This window comes from Paenibacillus sp. FSL R10-2771 (assembly GCF_038000205.1).
Taxonomy (GTDB): domain Bacteria; phylum Bacillota; class Bacilli; order Paenibacillales; family Paenibacillaceae; genus Paenibacillus_AQ; species Paenibacillus_AQ phytohabitans.
Genome location: NZ_JBBOBM010000001.1, coordinates 274,997 through 298,855 on the forward strand (window position 1 = coordinate 274,997; position 23,859 = coordinate 298,855).

Here is a 23,859-nt window from a genome sequence, read left to right on the forward strand (position 1 = left end):
ATGCCAACACCTATCATAATTGACTGCGATCCGGGGCATGATGACGCGATTGCCATTCTGCTTGCGCTGGCTCATCCCGGGCAGCTGGAGATCCGGGGCATTACCACGGTTGGCGGCAACCAGGTTCTGGATAAAATCACCGATAATGCACTCAAGGTGCTTAGCTTTGTAAATGCCGATATTCCCGTAGCCAAGGGAGCGGCGGCTCCGCTGCTTGGTAAGCTGGTAACCGGAGAAGCAGCACATGGGGAGTCCGGCATGGACGGCCCCGCGCTTCCGGCGAGCAAGTTCAAGCCGGTGGAACAGGGAGCGGTAGAATTCATGCTGGAGATTATCCGCGCATCCAAAGAGAAGATTACCCTGGTGCCTACAGCTCCGCTAACGAATATCGCCCTCCTGATTACCGCTTATCCGGAAGTGAAGGACAGAATCGAGAAGATCTCTCTGATGGGCGGCGGGCTGGCCTATGGCAATGTGACCCGGACAGCGGAGTTCAATATATATGTCGACCCGGAGGCGGCGCGGATTGTCTTTGAATCCGGGATTCCCATTGTGATGAGCGGACTGGATGTAACGGATAAGGCGGCGATTTTTGAAGAGGAGATTCAGGAACTGAAAACCCGTGGACCCGTATCGGTAATGGTCGGTGAGCTGCTGGATTTCTATTCGATCTACGGCAAAAAGATGGGTTATATCGGCAATGCGCTGCATGACCCGTGCGCGATTGCCTGGCTGCTGCATCCGGAGCTTTTTGAATCGGAGCATCTGTATGTTACGGTGGAGACCGAAGGCAAGCTGACCCGGGGGATGACTGTTGCCGACCGGCGCAAGAAGCCGGAGCAGCCTGCCAATACAGAGGTGCTGCTTGGCGTAGACCGTGAAGCCTTTATCAAGCTGCTGTTCGATTCACTGGAGCGGTTAGACCGCGGGCCCCTGCCTGCGGCGGGAGAATTGTAGCGGATGGCAGGCTGGGAACGTCTGCAGGAGACGGTGCGGCTGGAGCTGCAGCAGCGGATAGAGGAAGGCTGCCGGCCTGGCAGTCTGGCAGAGAAGCTGGCTGCTGCCGGAAGTGATGAGGGCAAGCTCATGGAGGTATACCGGGAGCTGATGGCCCTTCAGGTGGCCGCGGACTTTCCTTACGAGGAGCCCTCGGATCTGGCGTCGATCAGACGGCTGCGCCCCGGAGGTCCGCGTAAGCTTACGGTGAATTGGACACCGGAAGAGTGGAGGGACAGGTTCTATGGAGCGTGGCTTGGCCGGAGTGTAGGCTGTGCGCTGGGCAAGCCGCTGGAATACTGGGATTATCTGTACGGGAAGGACGGCCGTACCGGCTGGGAGAACATTGAATTGTGGTTCCGCGGCGCGGATGCCTGGCCGATTACAGGATATACACCTGAGTACTCTACGGCCCGGGCGGAATACGGTCTGGGCTTAAGCGACTGGTCATTCACCAGTACCCGGGAGAAGATCAGCTACATGGAGAGTGACGACGATATCCGTTATACGGTCCTCGGTCTGATGCTGCTGGAGCAGAAAGGGCTGGACTGGGATTCCTGGGATATCGGCAAGCTGTGGCACGGGCATCTGACCTACAGCCAGGTATGTACAGCAGAAACACAGGCCTATATGAACTTTGCCGGCGAAACCTCCCATCTGCACGGTGAGAAGCCGGAGGATTGGCCGCTGCGGCAGGAGCGGGTGCGCATGCATCTGAATCCGTACCGCGAATGGATCGGGGCGGCCATCCGTGCGGACGCCTTGGCCTATGGAGCGGCCGGGAATCCCGAGCTTGCGGCGGAGCTGGGCTGGCGGGATGCCTCCTTCTCCCATGTGAAGAACGGGATCTACGGTGAAATGTTCAATGCTGCAATGATCTCTGCTGCGTTCGCGGGCCTTGATAACGAGCAGATTGTGGAGATTGGACTCAGCGAAATTCCTCAGACGAGCAGACTGGCCGGGGATGTGCGGACCGGAATAGCCATTGCACAGGAAGCGGGCAGCGAGCGGGAGCTTGTCAGCAGGCTATGGGACCGGTTCAGCCATTATGACCCGGTGCATACCAATAACAACGCCGCCATCGTTGCAGCTTCGCTTATATACGGCGGCAATGACTTCGAGAAAGCCGTGGTTACCTCTGTCTCTGCCGGGATGGATACCGACTGCAACGGTGCCACAGTCGGCTCCATTATGGGAGCGAAGCTGGGCGCAGCCCGGCTTCCCGCCAGCTGGACCGCACCGCTGAATGATCTGCTGTACGCGGATCTGCCGGGCTTCCACCCGATTGCGATTTCGGAGGTTGCCGAGCGGAGCTATCAGGTATTCCTGAAGATCCGTGCAGAGCTGGGAGAATAGGATTAGCTTGGCTTTCATACATTATTTTTCTTAAAAGAACAGGGAAGCCCGCAGCCATGCCACACTGGCTGCGGGCTTCCCTGTTTCGGCAGAAGACCGGAACGGCCCTCTAAGCTTCCCCCCAGCGCTTCATCAGCTGATGGTCAATCCCGAGTGCGTCTAGAACGCGGGCATTCATGAAATTCACCAGCTCCCAGATCTCGGTCGGATGATTGTAAAAGCCCGGCGAAGCCGGCATGATATCCGCCCCCGCCCGGGCAATCCGCAGCATATTCTCCAGATGGATCAGATGGAGCGGGGTTTCGCGCGGAACGATAATCAGCCGCCGCTTCTCCTTGAGCACCACACTGGCTGCCCGGCTAAGCAGTGTATCCCCCATGCCGTTAGCGATAGCTCCCAGCGTATTCATTGAACAGGGGATAATCACCATCCCGTCGGTCTTGAAGGACCCGCTGGCCACGGGTGCGAACAGATCCGTATTGGACAGCACGGTGGCGTATCCGGCAAGCTCCTGCATATCCGCGCCGCACTCGTATTTCATCACATTCTCTCCGGCACCTGTGGCGATGACATAGGTTTCAGCCCCAAGCTGATGCAGGCAGCGGATCAGGGAATAAGCGTAAATGGAGCCGCTGGCTCCGGTGATGCCGACGATAATTTTCATGGCGTAAGCTCCTTTGAAATGAAAAGAAGCCGCTGAACTAGAGAGGCATCCCTCTAATCAACGGCTTCCTTCAGTCTGTAAACAGAAATCGGGCAAACCTTAGGCCTATTCAGCGCACCCAGAATACAATCCGGACGCCGCCGCTTCTACTTGTTATTCACTGATAATAATCGTGCTGGCCCAGCCTGTACCCGGATCATAATCCCGGAGTACACCGGTGACGGGCAGATCCAGTTCATCGGCCAGCTTCTTCCGGAAGATCCGCTTGAACTCCTGATGTAGCGCAGCATCCACCGACTGCTTCAGCTCGGGATAGTTCTCTTCCAGCGCCCGCAGTGCAGTTACCCGCTGATGCTTCACCAGAAAGAGGATCATCGATTCGCCGGCGGCATCTATTCTCAGCTGTGTGACACCCACCCCATACAGTTCCCTATGCACTTCATTGTAGCAGCGGGAGAGGCGCTTCTTGAATTCGTTGGAGGATAGAAGACTGTTTACCGTCAAGAATATCACTTCCCTGTGTGAGATAATGCCGGATAATCAATGAAATTAACCCTAATTATAGAGAATATCCGCAAAAAGTAAATGACCAATGTTACTTTATATGACTCCGATATCTGATTAAGTTGTAATTCACATCATCGAACTTGTATGTTAGCATTATTTGTAATTCATTTGCTGACAAATTTAGATTCGGGGATTGGAGCGAGGCTCATGCTGAAAGTCATGATTGTTGACGATGAACCGTGGGTTCTTGAAGGACTTAGGACGATGGTTGACTGGGAGAAATCCGGTTACGAAGTATGCGCCGAAGCGCTTAGCGCTGTGGAGGCCCTCCGGTTAATTCAGGAGCATAAGCCGGACCTGCTGCTTACGGATATCAACCTTCCCGTAATGAACGGACTCGAGCTGATTGCTGCCGTGAAGGAAGTGATGGACCACCCGCCCAGATTCGTTATTCTGAGCGGATATGACGATTTCAATTATGCCCGCACTGCGCTGCGCCAGAAGGTGGATGGCTATCTGCTGAAGCCGGTCGATGATGAGGAGATCGGGGCGCTGCTTTTGAAGATCAGAGCCATCATCCAAAATGAAATCGCTTCCAGAGAGGAGGGCCGCAAGAAGCAAAACTTCCTGGTCCATAATCTGATCAACCGGTTCATTCAGGGGGAATGGAGCGAAGAACTGGAGCGCGCAGCGGATAGGCTGATGGACCTTCAGCCTGAGACGGAGCTGCAGTGCATCCTTGCTGCTGCTGTATCAAGCACAATGAGCCTGAATGAAGGGGAGGGGGAAGGATTCCCGGGTGAGCTTGGCTATGTCTTTCAGGACCCTGCGGGCAGGCCGGGTCTTATTGTGCGGTGTGCGGGGATGTCCTCCGAAGCCATTGAGGCCGCCGCCGCCCAGGTGCAGAGGGCACAGTCGGAGAAGCTTGGCGTTCCTGTGGCCGTACTGATCAGCGGCAAGCGGAAAGGGGCGCGCTCCATCCAGGAGTTGTACACACAGAGCCTTGAGGTCTGGGGATTGAAGTACCGCAGGGAGAAGGGCGGAATCTTCTACTATAACGACCTGGGAGCAAAGGGCCAGTCCCTGGAATTAGCTGAAGGGCATTTCACCTGTGTGCTGGAGAAGGTCAAGGCAGGCGAGACCGGGCAGATTCTGAGTTGTGTCAGGGAAGCGTTCGCTGCCATTACGGCCAAGCCGCTGAAGATCGATGCTGCCCAGGCCGAGGTGGCTCATCTGGAGATGACCTTATGCCGTAGCATCGCTGAAATGCAGGGAGATCCCGACCGAATCATGAACGCGATGCGGACGGAGTATGGCAATCTGGGCGGACTCGCGGATTATTACCGGCTGAGTCTGTATGTGGACAAGCTCTGCCTGCAGGCAGCGGCTTATCTGGCTGAATTACGGGCGGATAATGAAGGGAATACGATCTATAATGTCATTCAGTACGTGGATCTTGAATTCCGGAGCAAGCTGCAGCTTCAGGATATTGCCAAGCAGTTTCATATGAATTCGGCCTATTTGGGCCAGCTGTTCCGTAAGGAAACGGGCCGGAGCTTCAGCGATTATCTGAATGAGAAGCGGATTGAAGCGGCCAAGGGCCTGCTTAAGCGCACCCAGCTCAAGATATCGGATATCGCACTGCAGGTGGGCTTTTCGAATACGGATTATTTTATCGACAAGTTCAAGGGGAGGGTTGGTTCTTCACCTTCAGTCTACAAAAATGCCAATAAGAACAAGCAGCTCTGAGAAAGCCGGGTGCATAAGGCATGTGGAGAAAAAGATTCAAATTCACAACGATTGTTAACGATATCCCGCTCAATTACAAGTTCTACCTGATCTATATTGTCGGCGTACTCCTGCCTATAATGGTGCTTAATCTTGTATTTCTGGACCGGATTACGGATCTTATCAAATCCAGAGAACAGCAGAACCTGGAGATTTCCCTGGAGCGGGCGCGCAAGGATATTCTTGATTTCATCGAAGGGGGGGTCTCCGTCGGATATGCATTGTCTACGGATAAGAATCTGTACGAGATGCTGGACCGCACCTACACGGACTCCATAGAATTCTATAATATGTTCGACGAACAGCTGAGGGACCGGATGAACAGCTACATGCCTGTTAACAACCAGCTGGAGCGGATCAGCATCTACACAGACAACCGCACCATTGTATCCGGCGGGAATTACCAGGTCATGAATGACAAGGTATGGGCCAGCGACTGGTATAGACAGGCGAAGAATGCGAGTACCCAGGTGTTTGTGACCGCCTACCGGACTAGTGAGAACAAGAATCTGGCATCGTCAATCCCTACGCTAAGTGTAGTTGAAACGATGGATAATTACAGAAACTTGAATAAGTATGAGAAGGTGCTGCGCATTGATCTGGATCTTAATGAGATCTATGACATTATTGTCCGGGAGAAGGATTACTTGAGCCTCTACCTCATCAATGAGCAGAACAAGATTGTCATGTCAGCGGACAGCGGCTATCAGCGGCTCACCAAAGAACCCTATCCCGTATTCGATCAGCTGGGTAACGGTCAAGGTCAGGAGGAGGATGTTCGGATAGTACCTGTGGGTACGGCCAACTATCTCAAAGGCTGGAGAATTGCCGGAATCACCCAGGGTGAGCGGATTTCCCAGGCGATTCTGGATATACGTCTGTACGCGGCTGGGCTGGCAACAACGCTTACGCTGCTAACCAGCGGATTCATCTATATTATGCTGCGCTCTTACAATTACCGGGTGAAACGCCTGTCCCGTCATATGCAAAAGGTGTCTAACGAGAAGTTTGAGCTGATCACCATCGATGAGGGGCGGGATGAGATCGGCGGCTTAATCCGCAATTTCAACCGGATGACCTCCAGAATCCACTCGCTGATCAACGATGTGTATAAGCTGGAGATCCAGAGCAAGAATCTGGAGATGGAGCGCGTCAGGGCGGAGCTGAACTTCCTGCAGAGCCAGATGAACCCCCATTTTCTGTTCAATACGCTGAATGCGATTCTGGTGGTCTGCACCAAGAATAAGTATTCCGATGTTACGGATATTGTGAAAAGCCTGTCGAAGCTGCTGCGCAGGCTGCTCAGCTGGAAGGAAGACCTGGTGTCGGTGCAGGAGGAGATCACATTCATCGAGATGTATCTCAAAATCGAGAAATTCAGGTTCAGGGATAAATTCGACTATGTGTTTGAGATTGATGAGCAGTCACTGAAATATAAAATTCCGAAGCTGAGCATGCAGCCGCTGGTCGAGAACTCCTGCAAGCATGGATTACAGACGATTGAAGGGCTTGGCATTATCCGGGTGAGCACGGCAGTGCTGGATAACCGGCTGCAGATTAGCGTATCGGATAACGGCAAAGGCATAGAGCCGGATAAGCTTAAAGAGCTGCTGTTTGCCATCCGCAAGGAGGACTCCTCCGGGGCCAATATCGGAATCCGCAACGTCTACCGCAGGCTGGAGCTGTATTATGCCGATCAGGTGCGCTTCGAGATATCCAGCACACCGGGTCTGGGGACCTTGGTCACCTTCGGCATTCCGCTCAGGCTGCTGGAGATGAATCATCCCTTGGAAGGCGAGGTGTAACCAATGAAATACAAAGTATTATTAATTGATGATGAGCCGAGCGCCCTTGAAGGTATGCAGCTGTGGATTGATTGGGAGGAACTCGGCTTCGAGCTGTGCGGAACCTGCGGCAACGGCCGGGAGGGGCTGCGGCTGATGAAGCTGCTGGAGCCGGACCTGGTGATTACAGATGTGAACATGCCGCTCATGAATGGTTTGGAGATGATAGAGGCCTGGCAAGAGCAGGATGCCGGCAGACCCAAGTTCGTGATTCTGAGCGGCTACAGTGAATTTGAATATGCCCGCACGGCCATCAGCTACGGAATCAGCCATTATCTGCTGAAGCCGGTCTTTCCGGAGGAGGCCGCCGAGGAATTGCGGGAAATTCATCAGGAGCTGGAGCAGGAAGCGAACCGCAGAATGATTCATGAGATTGCCTCTGAAGAAGAGGCGGTGGCCTTGATTAGAGGACTGTTGTACGGGAAAAAAGCAGACCCGGAGCTTCAGGAGCTGCTGGATCGCCTGCCTGGCTTTCAGGGGGTCGGCACCTGGAATCTTTGTCTGATTCAGACTGTCCCGGAGCTGTATGCAGAGCTGCGGGGAAGGGCGGCTGCCCTGCTGGCCGCCTATCCGGCCATGGTGATGATGGATCTGGAGGCGGGCATGCTCGGGATTGTATACGGTATGCCGGCAGACAGACCTGAAGGCGGCACCATAGAAGAGGGGCTGAATATCCTCCGGCAGGAATACGGCAGCGGACAGATCTATATGGCCATTGGCGCCCCGGAGAACTCCCTGCCGGGGATTGCGGAGAGTTACCGCAGTGCCAAAGAGGCTTTGCAGCATTTTTTCTATAATCCTGAGTATGCAGGGATTCTGGCTTACCGCGGGATACAGGGCCAATCCTTCAGCTACCATTATGACCATATCCGGCTGATGGATGCCCTGCTTGATTCTGTTAATCTGCTCGATGCGGACGGTTACCGCAGAGCACTGGAGGAAGCGGACCGCAGCTTCCGTGCACAGCAGGTGGCACCGGAGGTGGTTCGGAAAATTGTGATTCATCTCATGTACCGGATCACCGAGCTCGCGCCCGGGGCGGAGGACGGAGGAGGGGAGCAGGGGACGGCAGGGTCTGGAATCGCGGAGATCCAGCAGGCCATGATCCCGCTGGATGAATTGCTCAGCCGCTTATTAATGTGCGGTGAAATGGCAATTGATCTCCTGATGCGTGAGCAGAATCAAAAGTCGCATGGCATTGTGCAGGAGATTAACGAGTATATCGGTGCGCATTTTCAGGAGAGTCTGAGCATTCAGAAGCTGGCAGAGGTCTTCTTCCTGCATCCCGTCTATCTGGGGCAATTGCTGATTAAGAAGAACGGCATGACCTTCAATGAGCAGCTGCATCATCTGCGGATTCAGGAGGCGGCGGTTCTGCTGCGCGGCAGCAAGCTGAAGCTCTCGGAGATAGCTGAACGTGTAGGTTATGTCAATTACGGCCAGTTTTTGAAACGGTTTGAAAAGGAGATGCACATGGGCCCGAATGAGTACCGCCATGCAAAGTTCTAAACTTTTATGGGGGTATACCTTTAATTCGGTCGTATTTTAGCAGGGTGATCACCTCTATAATTCATATATGTAAGTGCTTACAAATTAAAGACCAACACATTATGGAGGTGCTTTATGGGGGGCAAGTCGAAAGCGATGTACAAGTTTTCCCTAATTGTTCTGTTATCCCTAAGCTTTACGCTATCCGGCTGCGGGGGCAACAACAACAATACTGCGGGCAAAGCTGAAGAGACAACTGCGGCAGGAACCGCTTCAGCTAACACGGAAGGAAAGATAGAACCCTTTAAGGTAAGCGTATTCATTGGGGCAGCTGGACAACAGCCGACACCGGACAACAAAATTTACAAGAAGATCAAGGAAGAAACCGGAGCCAGCTTCGATATGGAATTCCTGGCAGGTGACATTAACCAGAAGCTGGGCGTTATGATTGCCGGCCAGGATTACCCGGATCTCATGACCGGGAATACCAAGCTTACAGCAGCAGGGGCTTATATTCCGCTGGAAGACCTGATTGAAGAGCATGCGCCAAATTTGAAAGCGCATTATGCCGAATACTGGAACATGATGAAGGACCCGAACGACGGCCATATTTATATCCTGCCTAACTACGGTGTATACAATGGTAAGGTTAACAGCTCCTGGTATTCGGGACCTGCCTTCTGGATTCAAAAAGCTGTCCTCAAGGAATTCAATTATCCGCAGGTGAAGACACTGGACCAATACTTTGACCTGATTGAGCAGTATAAGGCGAAATATCCTAAAATCGACGGAAGCCCGACGATCGGGTTCGAAATCCTGAACTATGACTGGAAAAACTGGGGTCTGTTCAATGCGCCGCAGCATCTGATCGGCCATCCAAATGATGGCGGTGTGGTTGTCAATGACGGCGTAGCTGAAGTGTTTGCAAATAAAGATTATGCGAAGCAATACTACCAGAAGCTGAATGAAATCAACCAGAAGGGTCTGATTGATAAAGAGACCTTTGTACAGAATTATGACCAGTATATGGCAAAGCTGTCCAGCGGAACCGTTCTGGGGATGTTCGACCAGCACTGGAACTTCAACGCTGCTGAGGATTCTCTGACTACCCAAGGTAAAATTGAACGCACCTATGTCGGTCTTCCGCTCGTATACGACGAGTCAACCAAAGACTACTACCGCGATCTTGCCGTTCTTAACCTTAACAACGGCTTCGGTATCAGCATCAATGCCAAAAATGCCGTGCAGATCATCAAGCTGCTCGACACTCTGATTCAGGAAGACTGGCAGAAAACGTTCTCCTGGGGTGTGGAAGGCGAAGATTATATCGTGGAGAACGGCAGATTTATGAGAACCCAGGAACAGCGTGACAATGCAGCCGATGCCACCTGGCAGCTGGCCAACAAAGCCAAAGCGATGTTTGATTACCTGCCCAAAACCGAAGGAAGCTTCAGTGACGGCAACTCAACGGATGCTGCTGCACAGCCGGAAGAATACAAAGCGGGTCTGAAGCCTTTTGACAAGGAAGTGCTTGATGCCTATGGCTTTGACTCTTACGTGGACTTCTTCAGTGAACCACCTGCCAACCCGGTCTATTATCCTGCCTGGTCCATCGACTTAATTGAAGGATCGGATGCCAAAATAGCCAGTACCAAGCTGAATGAACTGCAGACCAAGTTCCTGCCTAAAGCCATCCTTGCCGACCCGGCAGATTTCGATTCCGTATGGACCGATTACACCGGACAGATCGAAAAGGCTAATGTGAAGGCATATGAAGACAAGATCAATGAGCAGATTAAGTGGAGAATTGAGAACTGGAGTAAATAACGGAACGCTGTTTCCGGGATCAGAAGGTGGAGGGCCGATCAGGGCCTTCCACTTGCTAAATTAATTTCATGGAGTAGGAGACAACGAATATGGATGAGACCCTAGAAATAGATACTGTCGTCCGGCATCCGAAGAAGAACCGAAAGAAGAAAAAACAGCCGATTACCTGGCGCTTGATCAAAAACCAGAATCAGCTTATTTGGATGTCTGTGCCTTTGATGCTCTACATTATTCTTTTTGCCTATGTTCCCGTTTGGGGCTGGACCATGGCCTTTCAGAATTACAAGCCGGCGAAGTCCTTCGGTGAACAGGAATGGGTGGGACTCAAGCAATTCAGGTTTCTGTTTACAGATGATAACTTTATTCGTGTACTGCGCAACACGCTGGCGATGGGGCTTATCAATCTGATTCTCGGTTTTGTTACAGCTATCGTGCTTGCGCTGCTGCTGAATGAAATCAAGAAGGTCTTCTGGAAAAGGACCGTGCAGACAATCTCTTATCTGCCCCACTTCCTGTCCTGGATTATAGTTACCGGCATTGTGGCCACCTCGCTCTCCATTAACGACGGGATTGTAAATATCGTTCTGATGAAGCTGCATCTGATTAAAGAGCCGATTCTATGGCTCAGTGAGGGAAAGTACTTCTGGGGAATCGTAGGGGCTTCGCATGTGTGGAAGGAAGTGGGCTGGAATACCATTATTTATCTGGCGGCCATTGCCTCCATTGACCCGGCCCTTTATGAAGCTGCCGAAATTGACGGTGCTAACCGTTACAAGAAGATGATGTTTGTAACCCTGCCTGGTATCAAAGCAACGATTGTAATTCTGATGATTATGTCCATAGGACATGTCCTGGAAGCAGGCTTTGAAGTGCAGTATCTGCTCGGCAACGGGCTGGTAGTGGACTGGGCGGAGACGATAGATATCTTCGTGCTTAAATACGGGCTTGCCCAAGGGAATTATTCACTCGCCACTGCGGGCGGGATTTTCAAAACAGTTGTCAGTGTAACCTTGCTGCTTATGGCTAATGGGATTTCCAAGCGGCTTGGGGAAGAGAGGTTGTTATAATGATGGATAACCGACAAATTAGCCCTGGGCCAAAAGCAGGCTATACGGTGAAAAGGAGTCTAGGCACCGGAAGGCTTGAGCCGATTCTGTTCACTTCCTTCAATACGCTCTTTATGGTCTGTCTGGTGGTTGTGACATTATATCCATTCATCAACACGATTGCTGTTTCGTTTAATGAAGGGAACGATACGATCCGCGGCGGTATTTACTTATGGCCGAGAGAATGGACTTTTCAGAATTACAGGGCGATTTTTGCCACGGGAACTATTTTTGACGCTTTCCTGGTTTCAGTAGCCCGTACGGTAATTTCTACGATACTTAATATTTTTCTGACCACCATGCTTGCATACACCTTAAGCCGCAGGGAATATGTATTCCGCCAGCCGATTACTGTTATCTTTGTGCTTACGATGTATTTCAGCGCCGGTCTGATCCCGAACTATTTCCTGATCAAGGATCTGCATCTGTTAAACAGCTTCTGGGTGTATATTTTCCCGTCCATGATCAGCGCATTCAATATGATCGTCATCCGTACCTATATCGGAACCATTCCGGAGAGCCTCCTGGAATCGGCGAAGATCGACGGCGCCGGGGATTTCAGAATATTCATGCGGGTGGTGTTTCCGCTCTGCAAGCCGGTGCTGGCTACCATCGCACTGTTTGTGGCTGTCGGCGCGTGGAACTCCTGGTTCGATGCCTTTATCTATACCTCATCCAGACAGAATCTCAGTACGCTGCAATATGAGCTGATGAAGCTGCTATCCTCAACGATGAATTCCAACGGCAACCCAACCGTACAGAATGGGGTGGGGATGGATCAGAATTCGGCAAGAGCGATGGTGACGCCGCTCTCTATACGGGCAGCAATCACAGTCGTGGCCTCTGTGCCTATCCTGCTGGTGTATCCGTTTATGCAGAAGTACTTTGTAGTGGGCTTGAATGTCGGCAGTGTGAAGGAATAGGCGGCCGGAACGGCGCTTGCTTTGCCTGATCCGACTAATGTGAATAAGGAGTGTTGTTAGCCGTGAGAGAAAGCCTGGACTTCAAGGAGCCTGCACTGAAGCTGGTGTTCGCTGATGATTTCAAGATCGGCGCAGCGGTCAATCCGCGGACGGCCAGTTCACAGGAAAAACTGCTGGCTTATCATTTCAACAGCATTACTGCCGAGAATGAGATGAAGTTTGAGAGTCTGCATCCGGCAGAGGAGATCTATCGTTTCGGGGCGGCGGATACGCTGGTTGCCTTTGCCCGGAAGCATGGCATGGCGATGCGCGGGCATACCCTCGTATGGCATAATCAGACAACCGATTGGCTGTTTGAGGACAAAACGCACGGCATCGTAGACAAGAATACACTGCTGGCCCGGCTCAAAAGTCATATTGAGACCGTGGTCGGGCGTTACCGGGGAGATATCTACGCCTGGGATGTGGTCAATGAAGCTATTGCCGATGAGGGCAGTGAGCTGCTGCGCCCATCCAAATGGCTGGAGATCGCAGGACCGGACTTCATTGCCGAAGCGTTCCGGTACGCGCATGAAGCGGACCCGCAGGCGCTGCTCTTCTACAATGACTATAATGAATCTGACCCGCAGAAGCGGGACAAAATTTACACGCTCATGAAATCCCTGATTGACCGGGAGGTGCCGGTGCACGGCGTCGGCTTGCAGGCCCACTGGAATCTGTATGATCCGGGCCTGGATGAAATCAGGGAAGCGATTGAGAAATATGCTTCGCTCGGTCTTCAGCTGCAGCTTACGGAGCTTGATCTGTCACTGTTCCGCTTCGATGACAGGCGAACGGATCTTAAGGCTCCTCCTGCGGAACTGCTTGAGCTGCAGGCGGAGCGGTATGAAGCCGTGTTCCGGCTGCTGAAGGAATACCGCGAGGTCATCACCTCTGTCACCTTCTGGGGCGCAGCCGATGATTATACCTGGCTGGATGATTTTCCGGTCCGGGGACGGAAAAACTGGCCGTTTCTGTTCGATGAGAAGCATCAGCCCAAGCCTGCGTATAACCGGATTGTGCCGGGGAACCGCTGAGCGGAGGAGATTTTTCTTATATTTCAAAAAAGGATGGGGCCCTATTAGGGCCGCATCCTTTTTTGAAATATAAGAATTTATATGTTTCACATGATAACTTATCCTTCTATTTCTCGCTGAAACGGTACCGTCCTCACAAAAGGACGGTACCGTTTCCACTTGCGTATATACAAGAATAATCCCAAACGGCCCGGGGGCATCCTTATAATGGGTATCCCTTCCGGAGCGCTTATAAATCATTTTGAGAAAAATGATGACACAGCGGAAGAAATGCCTTATTATTTAAAGAGATTTTTAATGAAACAGATTTTAAATAATTATAGTACAATACAGCCGAAGGTGGAGCGCTGTAGTCCGGGCAGTCTATTGAGGAGGGCTTCATATTCTATCACTGAGTCAGGTTAGCAAAAGCTTCGCTCTGAAGGACGGCCCTTATACTGCTGTGGACAATGTATCGCTTGAAGTGAAGACGGGTGCTATTCACGGCATTATCGGGGCAAGCGGTGCCGGCAAATCTACACTCCTGCGGCTGATCAATCTGCTGGAGCGGCCCGATAGGGGAACGGTTACTGTAGACGGCAAGCTGCTTACAGAGCTGCCGGACAAGGAGCTGCGGCAGCAGCGGCAAAGAATCGGCATGATCTTTCAGCAGTTCAATCTTGTCGGCAATGCCACCGTCAGCCGCAATGTGGCGATTCCGCTGGAGCTTGCCGGAGTGCCGCGTGCCGGTCGGATGAAGCGGGCGCTGGAATGTCTGCAGTTTGTCGGGCTTGCGGACAAAGCTAATTACTATCCGGCGCAGCTCAGCGGGGGCCAGCGCCAGCGGGTAGCGATTGCCCGGGCGCTGGCGAACAATCCGAAACTGCTGCTGTGCGATGAGCCGACCTCCGCGCTTGATCCGGGCACCACGGCGGATATCCTGGGTGTGCTCCGCCACATCAATGATTCGCTTGGTGTTACTGTCGTTATAGTTACCCATGAGCTGGATGTTGTCCGGAGCATCTGCTCAGAGGTATCTGTAATGGAGCGCGGGCGGATGGTTGATTTCTTTTCCCGGGATGAGGCCGGCTTTCTTCCGCCGGGGAGCCATTCGGGCTCCTACCGGGAGAGAATTACGGGAAGAACGGGGGAACCCTATGTTTGAGAGCATGCTGAAGTATCAGGATCAGATGTGGCAGTCGATCGGAGAGACCTTTGTGATGGTCGGAATCTCCGTGGGGGCTGCGCTGCTGCTGGGGCTTCCGCTGGGGACACTGCTGTATTTTTGCCGCAAAGGCCAATTGTATGAGAACAGAAGCCTGTCTCTCATACTGAACAGCATTGTAAATGTGGTGCGTTCGTTTCCGTTCCTGCTGCTGGTAGTAGCTCTGATTCCGTTTACCCGCCTGGTGGTGGGAACGGCAATTGGCACGCTGGCGGCAACGGTGCCGCTGTCTATTGTCGCTATTGCCTATTATTCACGGCTGGTGGAGCAATCTCTGCTGGAGGTTCCCAGAGGAACGATAGAAGCGGCGTTATCCATGGGGGCATCCAGGCTGGGAGTGATCTTTAAGTTTCTGTATGTGGAGGCCCGTTCCGGACTGGTGCTGGGATTGACAGCTTCTACGATCAGCTTCATTTCTTTTTCAACAGTAATGGGCGTGGTCGGCGGCGGCGGGGTGGGCGATTTCGCGATCCGCTACGGATATCAGCGCTTCGAGACAGAAGTGATGATCTACGCCATTCTCGTCATGATTGTGCTGGTGCAATTGATTCAGTTCACAGGAAGTACGCTGGCAAGACTGCTGGATAAACGCTGAGATACTATATAACAATGGGGGCTGGAGATAATAATGAAGAAGACGATGACTGCAGGATACGGAACGGTTAAGAGAACCGGAACAAGAATGAAAGCTGCCTTCGGATTAACACTGCTCGTATTGGTACTCGCGCTTGCGGGCTGCGGAAACAACAAGGAAGCAGAAGAGACACCGGCTGCCGCCAGCACTGAACCTGTGAAGATCAAGGTAGCCTCGCTGATTCCGCCGATGACGGATATCCTTGATATTGTGAAGCCGATTCTGAAAGAAGAAGGCGTGGATATGGAGGTTGTAGTGCTGTCCGATAACGTGCAGCCTAACGAAGCGCTGGCGAACAAAGAGGTGGACGCCAACTTCTTCCAGCATGTGCCTTACATGGAACAGTTCAATGCCAGCAAAGATGCGAAGCTCGTTGCGGTTCAACCGGTATATGATGCCATTTACGGCGGTTATTCCAAGCGCTACAAGAGCATTGATGAACTGCCTGAGGGCGCGACCCTGGTGATGGCGAACGATCCTTCCAATATCGGACGCTCCCTGCAAATGTTCGCGGATGCAGGACTGATTACGCTGAAGGAAGGGGTAGGCATCCAGGCGACCCAGGCGGACATTACCGCCAATACCAGGAACTTTAAGTTCGAGGAGGTCGATCTGCTGATGCTGGCCCGGATGCTGGATGATGCGGATCTGGTGGCGATGACTCCGGCGTATGCCAGCCCGCTCGGCCTGACCCCCAAGAAGGATGCGCTGATCACCGAAGGTGAGGATTCCGCATTTACGATCACGCTCGTTGCCCGTGAGGACAACAAGGATTCCGAGGCGATCCAGAAGCTGGCTAAGGCGATCAGCGGCCCGGAAGTGAAGAAGTTCCTTGAGGATAATTACGCGGATATTGCGCTGCCTGCTTTTTGATTGAAAATAGACTGCATCCGCAAACGGATGTATAGTTTTGCAGCCTTTACGCACAGCAGCCTTCTCCTTATTGACGGAGAAGGCTGTTTTTATTGCAGCTTTTATAAGGAAGCTTGTTTATTTAATATGGACTTTTTCAGAAGATTGCCCAAGTACATTAACGGTGTTAACAACCTCGTATTGAGCCGCTTCAATCCAGGTTCCCGTAGTGAAATCGCGTCCCCGTACAAGCACCTTGTCAGCGTAGACCTCCACATAGAAGCCCTGGCTGCCCGTCTTGTGCTCATCCGCATTCGTCCAGAGGTAGGCCACAGAAGCGGCATTGAACATAGTGGCTGTCTCCCCGTTGCCGGGGTACATCGTATTGCCGGCCTCAAGCTCCCAGTGGGTATGCCCGGTGAAGAGCAGAGTCTGCGGATACTTCGCCAGGATGGAGCGCAGCTCCTTATCCTGTGTAACGCCATACCACTCCTGTGACTCCAGTGAACCGGCCACCGTGTCCTTCAGCGGCTGGTGCAGAAAGAGAAAGACCGGCTGATCCGGCGGCGCGGCTGCACCGAGCTCCAGCTCCATCTGCCCGTCAGGCTGCTGATTGTCCGGTGCCCGTTCTCCGAGTTTACGGTCCAGCCACTTAAGCTGTTCGTCCGACAGATTGCAGAACGTGGGCAGACCCTCCTCAGTTCCAAGGAAGATGAAATGATACCCGCCGGTCCAATGGTCATGATAGGCACCAGGCATACCCATACGGGAAGTGTACATCGCCAGGCGGGATTCCCAGTGGCCGAGGCCCACATCATGATTGCCCAAGGTGAAGCGGATCTCAGGCAGCGATGCCTGATGCAGCTGAAGAATACGGTGGACCTCCGCATATTCCTCTGCGAAGCCATGATCCGTGATATCCCCGATATGCATAATTCCGCTGCTGCCCTGCGCATGGGCGGCCAAATCCTGCAGTGCCCGTTCGAAATTCAGATTGTATTCATGTGCCGGATCGGCCGTGACATGGGTGTCGGTAATAATCTGGAAGGTTAACAGCGGAGGTTGTCCGCCATGTCCGCTTGTGTTCATTCGCAGGGTGAGCCTCCTTTGATGATGTATGAATAATATCTTCCTAATGCCCTTTGGCGCTGATGTTTAGGCCCACAATACCGGCTACGATTACGGTCACCCACAAGAGTGAGGAGAAGGTCAGCCGTTCTTCAAAAAAAAGCGCGCCCGCCACGGAGATCAGGATGATGCCTGCCCCCGACCATACCGCATAAGCAACTCCAACTTTGATGGAGGTAAGGGCAACATTGAGCGAGGTGAAGCTGATCCCGTAGAACAGGAACATCAGCACGGAGGGCCAGGGCCGGGTGAAGCCGTGGGATAGTTTCATGGAGAGGGTGCCGGAGAGCTCGAACACAATCGCCATTGCGAGAAACACCCAGGCTAAGGCCCCCTCGGCCCTCATCGTGCGATCCTTCCTATACCAAGCTCCGCATAAGACTGCACCAGACAATCTACATCCGGCAAAAGACTGCGTGCAGGCCGTGTATCTGCCGCACGGCTACTGCCGGCAGCCAGGTCTGTAGCCGCTGTATTCACGCCGGCCGGGCTGCTGGTTGCACCTGCTCTGGCCGTAGCTGCAGCAGCTGTCCGCCCGGCTGCCGCATTGCCGGCAATCCCGATGGCCACAGCCGCCCCGGCGGCCTTGGCCATCCGCATATCGCCGTTCGTGTCGCCGATCACGGCAGCTTCGGCCGGCTGTATCCCCAGCCGTTCGCAGGCCAGCAGCGCCATGTCGGGGAAGGGCTTGCCGCGCTCCACCTGATCTGTGCCGATCACGGCGCTGAAATACCCGCGTATGCCGAGCCAGCGGAGGTGATTCTCCGCCGCTGCGGTTTCATCGGCAGTGACTACGGCCAGCGGAATTCCTTCGGCTGCGCATTCTTCAAGGAAATGTAGCAGGCCGGGGAGCGGGAGCACTGGCTTGCTCTGCTCCATTAACGCATCCGCCTCCTGGCGGCAGCGGTCAGTCAGCTCCATCGACTCTGCCCAGGATAAGCCAAGCAGATAGCCTTGCCAGGACAGAATGGCATAGAGATCGTTCATGGTTCCCATGGCCAGGGGGCCGTTACGGTCATAATCAATAATTCTGCCCTCTGCATCGTGAACGGTCCCGAGCAGCGAGGCCAGGTGCTGCGCCGGAAATTCAAGGCCATGCTCCTCCAGCTGCCGGGAGAACCGGGCGAGGAAACACTCGCCCCAGCTGCCCCAGAGGGAGACGAACTCCAGGAGGGTGCCATCCTTGTCGAACAGAATGGCGGATATGGAATGCTCCCCGTACGGGGTAATGAGCGTAGGCATGCTGCCGTCCTCCTGTATCTGATAGTTCATTGCCTGAAGTATTTAGAGCATGAATTGCCGGTTATTTCAGTTTATCCAATGCCGCCTGGGCGGTTTGCTGCGCTTCCTTAAGGGCTTCAGCAGCCGGAATATTCTCAATCTGCACCTTGTCCGCAGCAATTGTCAGGGCATCGTTGATTTTACCGCCCGTAGGGTCCTGGAAGGGAGCAGAAGCGTGGGATGCCTGCTGTAACGGAATTTTGATCTGCGGATTAGTCTCACTGAATGTGACGAATGCCGGATCTTCGAGTGCAGACTGGCGGACGGAAATATACCCGGTGTTAATGGACCAGAAGGCGGTATTCTCGGAGTTCGTGAAGTAGGCCAGCCATTTCATGGCAGCCTGCTGCTCGGCATCTCCGGCCTTGGCAGGAATACCGGCCATAATTGCCTGAGCCACAGGTTTGCCTTCGCCGACTCCGGCCCAGCCCGGCTGCTCCATCGCGGAGACGATGCTGAAGTCGAGATCGCCCTGGTCGCCGCTGGAGCCGGTATATCCGGCCGCCTGGCCTTTCATTACATCGTCAATCGTCTTGTACCAGTACTCCCAGCCTTGTCCGCCGGAGTGAATACGCATGGTCTTGTCTTCATGAATCGACTGGCGGAAGAAGTCCCAGGTCTCGATCCATTCAGGAGAGTCGATCGTAACTGTTTTGCCATCCTCACTGAGAATGTTGCCGCCTTTACTGAGTACAGCGTCAATCATATTGCCGGAGCCCCACATCGGCTCCCAGCCGTAGAAGCTGGTTTTGCCGCCTTCTGTGACTGTCATTTTCTTGGCAGCTGCAGCGAGGTCTTCCCAGGTCTTAATCTGGCAGGGATCAATGCCGGCTTTCTCAAAAGCATCCTTACGGTAGTACATCACCTGCGTCGTTCCATACATCGGGAGGAAGTACTGCTTGCCGTCAACCTGGCCCTGGCTCAGGAAGGTCTGGACGAAATCGGCCTGATTGAAATCCGGCTGCCCGGCAATCAGCTCATCTATCGCAGCGAAGTAGCCTTTGCGGGCCCAGTCTATATTGGAAGAGAGCACGGCTGCCGGAACCTGCCCGGTAGCGATCGCTGCCTGAAGCTTCTGTTCGGTTTCTGTATAATCTGCCTGCACAATGCCCTTGACGATGACCTCCTGCTGGGAGGCATTGAATTTCTGAATGAGCGATTCCATATTTTCACCGAGCTTGCCGCCGAGTCCATACCAGAATTCAATAGTTACCGGTGCGCCTCCAGCCGGAGCAGCATTAGCGGCAGGCACTGTGGCGGCACCGTCCGCTGCCGTAACATTGCCCGAAGCAGAATTACCGCCACAGGCAGTGAGTACGGAAAGTCCGGCAATCATGGATACTGCAGACAACCTTTTGAATACGTTCATCATCATTCTCCTCTTTGTTTGGAAGTGTTAGATTTCAGCCTTTACTGGAGCCTGCGGTCATGTTGACACTTTGCATAATCGTTTTCTGCGCCAGCAGGAAGACAAGCAGCAGCGGGGCAATCGTGAAGGCGCTGGCGGCCATGATGAGCGGCCATTTCAGTCCGTACGCACCTCCTTCCACGAAGAAGCTGCGCAGACCGGCTGATACCAGCTGCAGGCTGGGGTCCTTGGTAATCAGCATCGGCCAGAAATAATTGTTGTACTGATCAATGAAGGTAATCAGCGCCAGTACGGCGAAGGATGACCGCGTAACCGGGACCAGCACCGTCCAGAGAATCCGCATATGCGAAGCGCCGTCCACTTCACCCGCCTCCACCAGCTCATGCGACACCTGCAGGAAGGCTTGTCTGATCAGGAAGATGGAGAAGATACTTACACAATTAGAGAGAATCAGGCCGGCATAGGAGTTCAGCAGATGCAGCTCGGACAATACCAGATATCCGGGCAGATAGACGGCTGTAGCCGGAACCATGTAACCGAACAGAATAACTCCGGCAAAAACACCCTTCAGGCGGAACTTCATATGCGTCAGCGCATACGCCATCATCCCGGAATTGATCGTCTGCAGGATGACGATGGAGACAGCAACGAAGATGCTGTTGCCCATATATCGGGCGAAGGGGGCCTCGTTCCAGGCTGCGGCGAAATTCCCCCAGAGCGGTACCTCAGGCCAGAGCGTGGGCGGGGAGCGCCAGATTTCATCATTGGTTTTGAGTGCGCTGGTAACCATCCAGTAGAACGGAAAGGCCATCAGCAGAGCAAGCGCGGCGAAAAAAATCTGGCGGGCCGGTCCGCTGAGCCGTGTGAGCATACGCAAGCGGTGAGACCTCCTTGTACGAAAGATAAGAACAGATAACTGCTATTGGTAATGGGTGGTCCGCTTGCTGATGCTGAAAGAGAACACCGACAGCAGCATGCATAGGAAGACCAGGACGACAGCTACAGTGGAAGCCTCTCCGATCTGGAACGATTCGAAGGCGGACTGATAATACAGATACAGCAAGGTGCGGGTAGAGCCGGACGGGCCGCCCTGCGTCAGCACATTAATCTGATCGTAGGCCTGAAGCGCCGAGATGAGCTGTACCACGAACAGAAACAGTGTGGTCGGCGAGATCAGCGGCAGCGTGATGCGGAGGAACTTCTGCACCGGACTTGCCCCGTCAAGCTCCCCGGCTTCCAGCAGGTCTGAAGGCACATTCCGCAGCGCCACCAGATAGAAGATCATCGCCCAGCCTACTGATTTCCAGATCGTTACGAGCAGCACGCCAATCAGCGCCCACTTGGGGTCTTGCAGCCACCCGATCGGCTCAAGGCCGAAGAAGCCGAGCACTGTATTGGCGAGGCCGACATCAGGCTCATATATCCAGGACCAGACGATGGATACGGCAACGGTTGGTGTGACCCAAGGCGAGAACAGCAGCACCTGATACAGGGCAGAGCCCTTTAAGTTGAACGTGGGGCCCCCGCGAAGTACCTGAGTAAACCTCGAAGCTAAAGCTCCACTTCGTGGGGTTGTTTTATGGTTCATCAGGAGGGCAAGGCCCAGTCCCAGCAGGATGATCGGCAGCACACTGCCCGCACAGAAGAGCACGGTTACTCTTAAGGCCTGGTAAAAAGCCGGATTGCTGAGCAGGTCGGTATAATTCTGCAGGCCGACAAAGGTCTTCTCCGGGCTCATGAAATCCCATTCCGTGAAGCTGAGATACAGTACATACAGCAGCGGTGCCAGCCAGAACAGGGCGAACGGGATCATTGCCGGCAGCGTGAACAGCACGGGCTTAAGGCCGCTAATAAGTTTTGAACGTGTCATTTTCGTCCCAATACCCCATTCCATCTACATTGTTTGGTGCGGTATAATGCAGAGGACAGTTCCTCTGTTCAAAAAAAATTGTACACTCATGGACGAGGCTTGTGGTCAAGCGGGAGTAAACATACTTCGGAATTTGTGTAAAATTTGTAGTAAGTCTGCCGCAAAGCTTCAGTTTTGTGTAATGTAGAGAGAACAATTCTATGCGAAAATGAGGTGCTACCCTGATGAAACATGCCGCATTTGGCGAGGACAACCCGCATCGTTCGCCACGGGAGCAGCTCCTTGGTCCGATGATTGATGCGATAGCGCAGACGATGGATTTGTATGGAGCGAATTATTCCTTCGGGCAGCTGTACGGAATTATGTTCTTTGAGGACAAGCCGATGACGCTGGAGGAAATGAAGCAGGTCATGAATATGAGCAAAAGCAATATGAGCTACGGTGTCCGCTCCCTGATCGCCTCCCGGATGGTTACGAAGCTGGAGGAGAAGCGTGAGCGGAAGGAGCTATATGCGGCGGAGACGGATTTCTTCCAGGCCTTCCGGAACTTCTTCACGCTGAAGCTTCAGCGGGAGATCGATGTGATGCAGGAGGCGATGGGGACGGCGGTGCCTGAACTGCAGGCCCTTATCGATGCGGAGGACACTCCGGAGGAGGAACGGCAGGCCTGCCTCAAGGATCTGGACAAGCTGAAGCATGCCGCTGAATATTATGTCTGGCTGCAGCAGTTCGTGTCCGGGCTTGCGGAAGGAACGGTGTTCGGCGGCGGCTTGCCGGGCAGAGAGTAGCTGCTGAACTCGGGGAAGTCGTAAGCCGCTGACGCTGGATAGAAGTAGCTGCTGTGCTCTGTCGCTGCGGACGGAGCAATGAAAGTCTGCGTCTCCAGTTCATCTATGACATAGGAAAACAACTGTGGGGAGACCGATATCCTGCGGGAACCGGACTGACAATCCCCTATTTGGCGAAAATACCCTGTTATTTAACCTGCGCGGACTCAGATTCCGCTAAATGTCTCAAAGACCCTTGTTTTGGTGTGCCCGGAAGTAAATAGAGGATTCTGAGTCCGTTTGCCCGGACAAAGCAGTCCTTTTCGTAAAATAGGGTCCTCTCAGTCCGGTTTGAGTATAGTTTGGTTTTGACGGAAGGGTTCAACCCAACCCAACGTTTACTCATGCAGCCAGCTGGTTATTGTACGCTCTCTCCGTTCTGCCCCAGTCTGGAGTTTTGCAGCAAATATCAAATATCCCCCAGCATCATCCCGCTCAAGCAGTGGCCCAAACCAGCTTCTCCAGCTGGCGGCTCAAGACTTGGGTTTTTTCGTATCAAACGCACCTACGATTCGTTATTCTCAGGATAGATTTGAGCCGGTATTATAACGATTAACGAGATTATTTCCCGTTTATCTTACGAAACGTTTGATTTTACTGATGAACACTAACGATTAGTCGTTATTCATATAAATCATGCTATAATTTTGCCCAGGAGGCGGTCTTGTGGATGAACTCGATATTAGAATTCTAAAGCTGCTGGAAGAGAACGGAAGACTGTCCCATGAAGAGATCGGCAAGCTGCTGCATATCTCGCGGCCATCTGTGCATCAGAGAGTCGGCAAGCTGGAGAAAAGCGGAGTAATCAAGGGCTATAGGGGAATTGTGGACTGGAGCAAGCTGGACCAGAAGATTAAGGTCATGATCTCCGTGAAGGTGGTCAGCCAGGGCTTTAAGGAGGCGGCAGAACAGATTATCCGCATCCAAATCCCGGGCGTGAGCATCATCGAATGCCAGCGGCTGGCGGGAGAGTGGTGCATGCTGCTTAAGGTGAGGGTGACCTCGCCGGAGGAGCTTACACTTCTGCTTGACGAGATTCTCCGTATTCCTGACATTAAGGAAACCTCGACTACTTTTATTTTATCTACTATATATGAGGACGGATTGAAGGGGGTGTAG

At 53.2% G+C, this 23,859-nt stretch carries 22 protein-coding genes; 14 read left to right on the plus strand and 8 right to left on the minus strand.

The window, feature by feature from the left end; all coding sequences use genetic code 11:
• Nucleotides 1–957 carry a nucleoside hydrolase gene (locus NSU14_RS01310; protein WP_336103103.1) on the plus strand — a complete coding sequence of 319 codons (957 nt, stop codon included), beginning with the start codon at nucleotides 1–3 and terminating at the stop codon, nucleotides 955–957.
• Nucleotides 958–960: 3 nt separating this feature from the next.
• Nucleotides 961–2,352 (plus strand): ADP-ribosylglycohydrolase family protein, encoded by a 1,392-nt coding sequence (locus NSU14_RS01315; protein ID WP_076247743.1) that lies wholly within the window; start codon nucleotides 961–963, stop codon nucleotides 2,350–2,352.
• A 109-nt stretch (nucleotides 2,353–2,461) separates the two neighbouring features.
• Here the strand turns inward: NSU14_RS01315 and NSU14_RS01320 are convergent, their stop codons facing one another.
• Complete coding sequence (locus NSU14_RS01320; protein ID WP_336103104.1) at nucleotides 2,462–3,016, minus strand: UbiX family flavin prenyltransferase; 555 nt, start codon at nucleotides 3,014–3,016, stop codon at nucleotides 2,462–2,464.
• 153 nt (nucleotides 3,017–3,169) lie between these two features.
• Nucleotides 3,170–3,520, minus strand: coding sequence for a hypothetical protein (locus NSU14_RS01325; protein WP_042239628.1), 351 nt, complete (start codon nucleotides 3,518–3,520; stop codon nucleotides 3,170–3,172).
• Between the two features lie 210 nt (nucleotides 3,521–3,730).
• Here NSU14_RS01325 and NSU14_RS01330 point away from each other — a divergent pair, with 210 nt between their 5' ends.
• The 10 genes from NSU14_RS01330 to NSU14_RS01375 all read left to right on the plus strand — a co-directional run bounded on the left by NSU14_RS01330 (nucleotide 3,731) and on the right by NSU14_RS01375 (nucleotide 16,286).
• Complete coding sequence (locus NSU14_RS01330) at nucleotides 3,731–5,272, plus strand: response regulator (RefSeq protein ID WP_336103106.1); 1,542 nt, start codon at nucleotides 3,731–3,733, stop codon at nucleotides 5,270–5,272.
• 20 nt (nucleotides 5,273–5,292) lie between these two features.
• Nucleotides 5,293–7,116 carry a cache domain-containing sensor histidine kinase gene (locus NSU14_RS01335; RefSeq protein ID WP_042139950.1) on the plus strand — a complete coding sequence of 608 codons (1,824 nt, stop codon included), beginning with the start codon at nucleotides 5,293–5,295 and terminating at the stop codon, nucleotides 7,114–7,116.
• A gap of 3 nt (nucleotides 7,117–7,119) precedes the next feature.
• Entirely contained in the window at nucleotides 7,120–8,664 is a 1,545-nt protein-coding gene (locus NSU14_RS01340) for a response regulator (protein WP_340942267.1), read from the plus strand.
• Nucleotides 8,665–8,778: 114 nt separating this feature from the next.
• On the plus strand, nucleotides 8,779–10,470 hold the full coding sequence (locus NSU14_RS01345) for a sugar ABC transporter substrate-binding protein (RefSeq protein WP_076247735.1): 1,692 nt from the start codon (nucleotides 8,779–8,781) through the stop codon (nucleotides 10,468–10,470).
• A gap of 89 nt (nucleotides 10,471–10,559) precedes the next feature.
• Nucleotides 10,560–11,537 (plus strand): ABC transporter permease, encoded by a 978-nt coding sequence (locus tag NSU14_RS01350; RefSeq protein ID WP_039307312.1) that lies wholly within the window; start codon nucleotides 10,560–10,562, stop codon nucleotides 11,535–11,537.
• 2 nt (nucleotides 11,538–11,539) lie between these two features.
• Nucleotides 11,540–12,499, plus strand: a complete 960-nt coding sequence (locus tag NSU14_RS01355; RefSeq protein WP_081970570.1) for a carbohydrate ABC transporter permease — start codon at nucleotides 11,540–11,542, stop codon at nucleotides 12,497–12,499.
• A 62-nt stretch (nucleotides 12,500–12,561) separates the two neighbouring features.
• The gene (locus NSU14_RS01360; RefSeq protein ID WP_340942271.1) at nucleotides 12,562–13,575 is read left to right on the plus strand and encodes an endo-1,4-beta-xylanase; all 1,014 of its coding nucleotides are present in this window, start codon (nucleotides 12,562–12,564) and stop codon (nucleotides 13,573–13,575) included.
• A 382-nt stretch (nucleotides 13,576–13,957) separates the two neighbouring features.
• Nucleotides 13,958–14,719: a methionine ABC transporter ATP-binding protein gene (locus NSU14_RS01365; protein ID WP_340948873.1), complete on the plus strand. Its 762-nt coding sequence runs from the start codon at nucleotides 13,958–13,960 to the stop codon at nucleotides 14,717–14,719.
• Entirely contained in the window at nucleotides 14,712–15,374 is a 663-nt protein-coding gene (locus NSU14_RS01370; protein WP_039307317.1) for a methionine ABC transporter permease, read from the plus strand. Before NSU14_RS01365 ends, NSU14_RS01370 begins: the two co-directional genes overlap by 8 nt.
• Nucleotides 15,375–15,461: 87 nt before the next feature.
• A complete protein-coding gene (locus NSU14_RS01375; RefSeq protein WP_042141666.1) occupies nucleotides 15,462–16,286 on the plus strand; it encodes a MetQ/NlpA family ABC transporter substrate-binding protein in 825 nt (274 codons plus the stop codon).
• 117 nt (nucleotides 16,287–16,403) lie between these two features.
• Here NSU14_RS01375 and NSU14_RS01380 read toward each other — a convergent pair whose 3' ends face one another.
• From NSU14_RS01380 to NSU14_RS01405, 6 genes are all read right to left on the minus strand, one after another.
• Complete coding sequence (locus NSU14_RS01380; RefSeq protein WP_340942274.1) at nucleotides 16,404–17,354, minus strand: metallophosphoesterase family protein; 951 nt, start codon at nucleotides 17,352–17,354, stop codon at nucleotides 16,404–16,406.
• A gap of 43 nt (nucleotides 17,355–17,397) precedes the next feature.
• Nucleotides 17,398–17,739: a DMT family transporter gene (locus tag NSU14_RS01385; RefSeq protein WP_039307319.1), complete on the minus strand. Its 342-nt coding sequence runs from the start codon at nucleotides 17,737–17,739 to the stop codon at nucleotides 17,398–17,400.
• On the minus strand, nucleotides 17,736–18,635 hold the full coding sequence (locus NSU14_RS01390; protein WP_340942277.1) for an HAD family hydrolase: 900 nt from the start codon (nucleotides 18,633–18,635) through the stop codon (nucleotides 17,736–17,738). The genes NSU14_RS01385 and NSU14_RS01390 overlap by 4 nt, the downstream gene beginning before the upstream one ends.
• Before the next feature lie 61 nt (nucleotides 18,636–18,696).
• Nucleotides 18,697–20,043 (minus strand): ABC transporter substrate-binding protein, encoded by a 1,347-nt coding sequence (locus NSU14_RS01395; RefSeq protein WP_340948874.1) that lies wholly within the window; start codon nucleotides 20,041–20,043, stop codon nucleotides 18,697–18,699.
• Nucleotides 20,044–20,077: 34 nt separating this feature from the next.
• Entirely contained in the window at nucleotides 20,078–20,914 is an 837-nt protein-coding gene (locus NSU14_RS01400; RefSeq protein WP_039307391.1) for a carbohydrate ABC transporter permease, read from the minus strand.
• 48 nt (nucleotides 20,915–20,962) lie between these two features.
• Nucleotides 20,963–21,913, minus strand: coding sequence for a carbohydrate ABC transporter permease (locus NSU14_RS01405; RefSeq protein WP_042139943.1), 951 nt, complete (start codon nucleotides 21,911–21,913; stop codon nucleotides 20,963–20,965).
• Between the two features lie 224 nt (nucleotides 21,914–22,137).
• Here NSU14_RS01405 and NSU14_RS01410 point away from each other — a divergent pair, with 224 nt between their 5' ends.
• Both NSU14_RS01410 and NSU14_RS01415 read left to right on the plus strand, forming a co-directional pair.
• On the plus strand, nucleotides 22,138–22,701 hold the full coding sequence (locus NSU14_RS01410; protein ID WP_340942280.1) for a GbsR/MarR family transcriptional regulator: 564 nt from the start codon (nucleotides 22,138–22,140) through the stop codon (nucleotides 22,699–22,701).
• Nucleotides 22,702–23,406: 705 nt separating this feature from the next.
• Nucleotides 23,407–23,859, plus strand: a complete 453-nt coding sequence (locus NSU14_RS01415) for an Lrp/AsnC family transcriptional regulator (RefSeq protein WP_076247727.1) — start codon at nucleotides 23,407–23,409, stop codon at nucleotides 23,857–23,859.

Bases quoted from the DNA above. Each gene is read 5' to 3' on its own strand.
- NSU14_RS01310 (WP_336103103.1), top strand. From the start codon at position 1: ATGCCAACACCTATCATAATTGACTGCGATCCGGGGCATGATGACGCG.
- NSU14_RS01315 (WP_076247743.1), top strand. From the start codon at position 961: ATGGCAGGCTGGGAACGTCTGCAGGAGACGGTGCGGCTGGAGCTGCAG.
- NSU14_RS01320 (WP_336103104.1), bottom strand. From the start codon at position 3,016: ATGAAAATTATCGTCGGCATCACCGGAGCCAGCGGCTCCATTTACGCT.
- NSU14_RS01330 (WP_336103106.1), top strand. From the start codon at position 3,731: ATGCTGAAAGTCATGATTGTTGACGATGAACCGTGGGTTCTTGAAGGA.
- NSU14_RS01335 (WP_042139950.1), top strand. From the start codon at position 5,293: ATGTGGAGAAAAAGATTCAAATTCACAACGATTGTTAACGATATCCCG.
- NSU14_RS01340 (WP_340942267.1), top strand. From the start codon at position 7,120: ATGAAATACAAAGTATTATTAATTGATGATGAGCCGAGCGCCCTTGAA.
- NSU14_RS01345 (WP_076247735.1), top strand. From the start codon at position 8,779: ATGGGGGGCAAGTCGAAAGCGATGTACAAGTTTTCCCTAATTGTTCTG.
- NSU14_RS01350 (WP_039307312.1), top strand. From the start codon at position 10,560: ATGGATGAGACCCTAGAAATAGATACTGTCGTCCGGCATCCGAAGAAG.
- NSU14_RS01355 (WP_081970570.1), top strand. From the start codon at position 11,540: ATGGATAACCGACAAATTAGCCCTGGGCCAAAAGCAGGCTATACGGTG.
- NSU14_RS01370 (WP_039307317.1), top strand. From the start codon at position 14,712: ATGTTTGAGAGCATGCTGAAGTATCAGGATCAGATGTGGCAGTCGATC.
- NSU14_RS01375 (WP_042141666.1), top strand. From the start codon at position 15,462: ATGAAAGCTGCCTTCGGATTAACACTGCTCGTATTGGTACTCGCGCTT.
- NSU14_RS01380 (WP_340942274.1), bottom strand. From the start codon at position 17,354: ATGAACACAAGCGGACATGGCGGACAACCTCCGCTGTTAACCTTCCAG.
- NSU14_RS01385 (WP_039307319.1), bottom strand. From the start codon at position 17,739: ATGAGGGCCGAGGGGGCCTTAGCCTGGGTGTTTCTCGCAATGGCGATT.
- NSU14_RS01390 (WP_340942277.1), bottom strand. From the start codon at position 18,635: ATGCCTACGCTCATTACCCCGTACGGGGAGCATTCCATATCCGCCATT.
- NSU14_RS01395 (WP_340948874.1), bottom strand. From the start codon at position 20,043: ATGAACGTATTCAAAAGGTTGTCTGCAGTATCCATGATTGCCGGACTT.
- NSU14_RS01400 (WP_039307391.1), bottom strand. From the start codon at position 20,914: ATGCTCACACGGCTCAGCGGACCGGCCCGCCAGATTTTTTTCGCCGCG.
- NSU14_RS01405 (WP_042139943.1), bottom strand. From the start codon at position 21,913: ATGACACGTTCAAAACTTATTAGCGGCCTTAAGCCCGTGCTGTTCACG.
- NSU14_RS01410 (WP_340942280.1), top strand. From the start codon at position 22,138: ATGAAACATGCCGCATTTGGCGAGGACAACCCGCATCGTTCGCCACGG.